This window comes from Streptomyces sp. MMG1533, assembly GCF_001279775.1.
GTDB lineage: Bacteria > Actinomycetota > Actinomycetes > Streptomycetales > Streptomycetaceae > Streptomyces.
The window spans coordinates 1-5,551 of record NZ_LGDG01000066.1 but is presented as its reverse complement, the minus strand read 5'-3'; the positions used below and the strand labels follow the sequence as shown (position 1 = coordinate 5,551).

Below are 5,551 nucleotides of genomic sequence, written 5' to 3'. Positions count from 1 at the left end.
CCACAACCCCCGCCGCCCCACGCCACCCCACTCCAGGACACGCCCCTCATGACCGACCTCGACGACACCACAACCGACACCGCAACCGACGCCACCGCCGAAGGCACCCGCGGCGAAGGCCTCGACGCCCACCTCGTCGTCGACCGCGACACCTTCCGCCTCGACATCACCCTCACCGCCGCCCCCGGCGACGTCGTCGCCCTGCTCGGCCCGAACGGCGCCGGCAAGACCACCGCCCTGCGCGCCCTCGCCGGCCTCACCCCGCTCACCGGCGGCCATCTGCGTCTGGACGGCGCCGAGTTGGACCGCACGCCCCCCGAGTCCCGCCCGGTCGGCGTCGTCTTCCAGGACTACCTGCTCTTCCCGCACCTGTCCGCCCTCGACAACGTGGCCTTCGGACCGCGCTGCCACGGCGCAACCAAGGCGGAGGCCCGCGCTCAGGCCGTCGAGTGGCTGGACCGCATGGGTCTCGCCGACCACGCCGGCGCCAAGCCCCGCCGCCTCTCCGGCGGCCAGGCCCAGCGCGTCGCCCTGGCCCGCGCCCTGGCCACCCGGCCGCGCCTCCTGCTGCTCGACGAACCACTGGCAGCCCTGGACGCCCGTACCCGCCTGGAGGTGCGCGCCCAACTCCGCCGCCACCTGGCCGAGTTCGAGGCCGTCGCCGTCCTGGTCACGCACGACCCGCTGGACGCCATGGTGCTGGCCGACCGGCTGGTGGTCGTCGAGCACGGCCGGGTCGTCCAGGAGGGCACCCCCGCCGACATCGCCCGCCACCCCCGTACGGACTACATCGCGCAACTGGTCGGCCTGAACCTCTACCGAGGGCAGGCCGAAGGCCACACGGTCCGTCTCGACGCCGGCCCCGCCATCACCACCACGGAGGACCTCGCCGGACCGGTCTTCGTCGCGTTCCCCCCGGTCGCCGTGACCCTCTACCGCGACCGCCCCACCGGCTCCAGCGCCCGCAACCTCTGGCGCTGCGAAGTGGCAGGCCTGGAGACCCACGGCGACCAGATCCGCGCCGACCTCACCGGCGAACTCCCCCTGGCCGCCGACCTCACGACGGCCGCCGCGGCCGAACTCGACCTGCACCCCGGCGCCACGGTCTGGGCAACGCTCAAGGCGACCCAGACACACGCATACCCGGCATAAACCTCGCCGCCGACTACGGTGGGACCCCCACCCCCGCCACCCCCAGCGAGGCCTTCACCATGAGCCTGAGCATCCGCAACCAGCTCCCCGGCACCGTCACCTCCGTCACCCCCGGCGAGGTCATGGCCACAGTCAAGGTCCGCCTCACCGGGGACCGGAACCTCACCGCGGCGATCACCCTTGAGGCCGCCGAGGAACTCGGCCTCGCCGCGGGGTCCGCCGTACACGCCCTGGTGAAGTCCACGGAGGTCTCCTTGGCCACCGCCCCGGTCGCGGGAGTCTCCATCCGCAACCAGTTGCCGGGCACCGTCCGCGCGATCACGACCGGCGGTGCCATGGCCTCCGTCAAGGTCGCCCTCGAGGGCGGCGATCTGACCGCGGTGATCACCACGGACGCCGTCACGGACCTCGCCCTGGCCCCCGGCGCTTCGGTCGTCGCCCTGATCAAGTCGACCGAGGTCTCCCTCTCGACGACGTGACGCACAAGGGCTCCGCCCGACGAACAGCCGGACGGAGCCCTTCGCTGCCTCCTACGGGAGTCAGTCCTCGTACGCGTCCAGCGGCGGGCAGGAGCAGACGAGGTTCCGGTCGCCGAAGGCCTGGTCGATCCGGCGCACCGGCGGCCAGTACTTGTCCGCGACCGACACCCCGGCCGGGAAGACGGCCTCCTCGCGCGGGTAGGCGTGCTCCCACTCCCCGCCCAGTGCACCGGCGGTGTGCGGCGCGTTCCGCAGCGGGTTGTCGTCCGCGGGCCACTCGCCCGAGCCGACCTTCTCGATCTCCGCACGAATGGCGATCATCGCCTCGCAGAACCGGTCGAGCTCGGTCAGGTCCTCGGACTCGGTCGGCTCGATCATCAGCGTGCCGGCCACCGGGAAGGACATCGTCGGCGCGTGGAACCCGTAGTCGATGAGCCGCTTGGCGACGTCGTCGACGCTCACACCGGTCGCCTTGGTCAGCGGCCGCAGGTCGATGATGCACTCGTGCGCGACCAGCCCGCCGGGCCCGGTGTAGAGCACCGGGTAGTGCGGCTCCAGCCGCTTGGCGATGTAGTTCGCGCTGAGCACCGCCACCTGCGTGGCCCGCTTGAGCCCCTCACCGCCCATGAGCCGGACGTAGGCCCACGAGATCGGCAGGATCCCCGCGGCCCCCCAGGGCGCGGCCGAGATCGGCCCGACACCCGTCTCCGGACCGGCCGCGGGCTGCAGCGGGTGGTTCGGCAGATACGGCGCCAGGTGCGCGCGTACACCCACCGGGCCGACGCCCGGACCGCCGCCGCCGTGCGGGATGCAGAAGGTCTTGTGCAGGTTCAGGTGCGAGACGTCACCGCCGAAGTGGCCCGGCTTGGCCAGCCCCACCAGCGCGTTGAGATTGGCGCCGTCGACGTACACCTGCCCGCCCGCCTCGTGCACCTGCGCGCAGATGTCGGCGACGTGCTCCTCGAACACACCGTGCGTCGACGGGTACGTGATCATCAGCACCGCCAGTTCGTCCCGGTGCTGCTCGATCTTCGCCCGCAGGTCCTCGACGTCGATCTCGCCGTCCTCGGCCGTCTTCACGACGACGACCTTCATCCCGGCCATCACGGCGCTGGCGGCGTTGGTGCCGTGCGCGGACGACGGAATCAGACACACGGTCCGCTGCTCGTCCCCGTTCGCCCGGTGATACCCGCGTACGGCGAGCAGTCCGGCCAGCTCGCCCTGCGACCCGGCATTGGGCTGGAGCGACACATTGTCGTACCCGGTGACCTCGGCGAGCCGCTCCTCCAGCTCACGGATGAGCGTGAGGTAGCCCTGCGCCTGCTCCGCGGGCGCGAAGGGGTGCAGCTGCCCGAACTCGGGCCAGGTGACCGGCTCCATCTCGGTGGTCGCGTTGAGCTTCATGGTGCACGACCCCAGCGGGATCATGCCGCGGTCGAGCGCGTAGTCCCGGTCGGCCAGCCGGCGCAGGTAACGCAGCATCGCGGTCTCGGAGCGGTACTGGTGGAACACGGGGTGCGCCAGGTACTCGTCGGACCGCAGCAGCGCGCCCGGCAGCGTCTCCTCGGTGGCTGCGTCGAGCGCCTCGATGTCGCCCTCGACCCCGAACGCGCTCCATACGGCACCCAGCTGGGCCCGCAGTGTGGTCTCGTCGCAGGCGAGGGACACGTGGTCGGCGTCCACCAACCGCAGATTGACGCCGTTCGCACGTGCGGCCGCGACGATCTCGGCGGCCCTCCCCGGCACGTGGACGGTCAGCGTGTCGAAGTAGGAGCCGTGCACGACCTCGACCCCGCCGGCCGTCAGACCCGCGGCGAGGATCGTGGCGTACCGGTGGGTGCGCCGCGCGATGCTCTTGAGCCCCTCGGGCCCGTGATAGACGGCGTACATGCCGGCCATCACGGCGAGCAGCACCTGCGCGGTGCAGATGTTGCTGGTCGCCTTCTCCCGTCGGATGTGCTGCTCACGCGTCTGGAGGGCGAGCCGGTACGCCTTGTTCCCGTCGGCGTCCACGGACACACCCACGATCCGCCCGGGCAGGCTGCGCGCGAACTTCTCGCGCACCGCCATGTATCCGGCGTGCGGGCCGCCGAAGCCCATCGGCACACCGAAGCGCTGCGTCGTACCGACCGCGATGTCCGCACCGAGCTCACCCGGCGACTTCAGCAGTGTGAGCGCGAGCAGGTCGGCGGCGACGGTCACGAGCGCACCGAGCTCGTGCGCCTGCTCGATCAGCGGCTTGATGTCGCGTACGGCACCTGAGGCACCGGGGTACTGGATCAGCACACCGTTGATCTCACGCCCGGCGATCTCGGCCGGAATGCCGTCGCTGAGGTCGGCGACGACGACCTCCACCCCGGTCGGCTCGGCGCGGGTCTCGATCACGGCGATGGTCTGCGGCAGCGTGTCCGCGTCGACCAGGAAGAGGCCCTTCTTGTTCTTGCCCATGCGCCGGGACAGCGCCAGAGCCTCGGCGGCCGCGGTGCTTTCGTCGAGCAGGGAGGCGCCGGAGGTCGGCAGCCCGGTGAGGTCGGCGACCATCGTCTGGAAGTTCAGCAGGGCTTCGAGCCGCCCCTGGGAGATCTCGGGCTGGTACGGCGTGTAGGCCGTGTACCAGGCCGGGTTCTCCATCACGTTGCGCAGGATGACGGGCGGCGTGAAGGTCCCGTAGTACCCGAGCCCGATCATGGAGTCGAGCACCTGGTTCCGGTCGGCCAGCGAACGCAGCTCCGCCAGCACCTCGGCTTCGGTGCGCGCGCCCGGCAGCTCCAGCGCGTCGGCGTTCTTGATCACATCCGGGACCGCGGCGGCGGTGAGCTCGTCGAGCGAGCCGTACCCGACCTGCGCGAGCATCTTGGCCCGCGCCTCCTGGTCGGGCCCGATGTGGCGCGACTCGAACGGGATTCCCTGCTCGAGCTCGGAAAGCGGAATGCGATGGGCGGTCATTACGGAGGCCTCCTGGTCTGACACGACCTTCGAGGGTCACCACGGCGCGGGTACCCGGACGGCCTCCCCCTCTGTCATCTCAACCTGAGAGCTTCACCGGCCGCCCGAGGGCAACCGGCTTTCACCGTCGGTGAGAGCGGAAGCCGTCGACGCCGTCGGCACCCGCCCTGCTTTCCAGAGTGACCTCGTCCGTGCGGTACGTGGGCCTGAGAGATTCCGGGGAGGATTTGCTCCTTCGGCGCCTCCGGATGGTGTCCGGAGGACTCTCCCGCACGGGGTCAGCAGCCGCTTGCCAGCGTACCAGCGGGGTCGCGCCCGAGGCTTCGAGTGGCCGCCTTCCTGAATGTGCTCTTTTGTGGTGCTTACGGATGAGTTGCGACCCAGTGGAGGGCCCGTGCGCACCGACATAGATCCCCGCAACCTGATCGGCCGCAAGGCGTTCGACCGCAACGGCACCAAGATCGGCACCATCGACGAGATCTACCTCGACGACGCGACCGGCGTACCCGAGTGGGCGGCCATACGCACCGGCCTCTTCTCCAGGGACGCCTTCGTCCCCCTGGAACCCAGCGAACTGATCGAGGGCACCCTCCACGTCCCCTTCGACCGCGCCCTGATCAAGGACGCCCCCGACTTCGGCGTGGGCCGCCACCTCTCCCCCGAACAAGAACTCCAGCTCTACCACCACTACGGCCTCGACATGGCCGATCCTCCCCCCTTCCCGGACCACGACTTCGGCAAGCTGGCAGGCACGGACGAAACCTGACCAGCGCCAAGGGCGCACACCCCACACCCATCCGCACAACCGACCCGGCCGGCCCACGCCGTCGATCCGGGGCAGTCGTGCGGCTGGGGCGGCACGGGTGGGCGCGGGCGGCCCCCCGCAACGCCGGGCTGCGGCACCCCCGCCCCCTGCCTGGTCCGACCCGCACACACGCACCCCCGCCCCTCTCACCCCGCCCGCACGCGCCCCC

Annotated in this window: 4 protein-coding genes and 1 riboswitch; of the genes, 3 read left to right on the top strand and 1 reads right to left on the bottom strand. The window is 71.2% G+C overall.

Going from position 1 to position 5,551, the window contains the following annotated elements:
• The first annotated feature begins 48 nt into the window (after positions 1-48).
• Positions 49-1,152, top strand: a complete 1,104-nt coding sequence (locus tag ADK57_RS10480; protein ID WP_053749123.1) for an ABC transporter ATP-binding protein — start codon at positions 49-51, stop codon at positions 1,150-1,152.
• 59 nt (positions 1,153-1,211) lie between these two features.
• Positions 1,212-1,631 carry a TOBE domain-containing protein gene (locus ADK57_RS10475; protein WP_053749122.1) on the top strand — a complete coding sequence of 140 codons (420 nt, stop codon included), beginning with the start codon at positions 1,212-1,214 and terminating at the stop codon, positions 1,629-1,631.
• A gap of 60 nt (positions 1,632-1,691) precedes the next feature.
• Here the strand turns inward: ADK57_RS10475 and gcvP are convergent, their stop codons facing one another.
• A complete protein-coding gene (gene gcvP / locus ADK57_RS10470; protein ID WP_053749121.1) occupies positions 1,692-4,577 on the bottom strand; it encodes an aminomethyl-transferring glycine dehydrogenase in 2,886 nt (961 codons plus the stop codon).
• 184 nt (positions 4,578-4,761) lie between these two features.
• Positions 4,762-4,858, bottom strand: a riboswitch (glycine riboswitch).
• A 113-nt stretch (positions 4,859-4,971) separates the two neighbouring features.
• On the opposite strand from gcvP, the gene ADK57_RS10465 reads away from it, so the two are divergent.
• Entirely contained in the window at positions 4,972-5,343 is a 372-nt protein-coding gene (locus ADK57_RS10465; RefSeq protein ID WP_053749120.1) for a PRC-barrel domain-containing protein, read from the top strand.
• Positions 5,344-5,551: the final 208 nt, after the last annotated feature.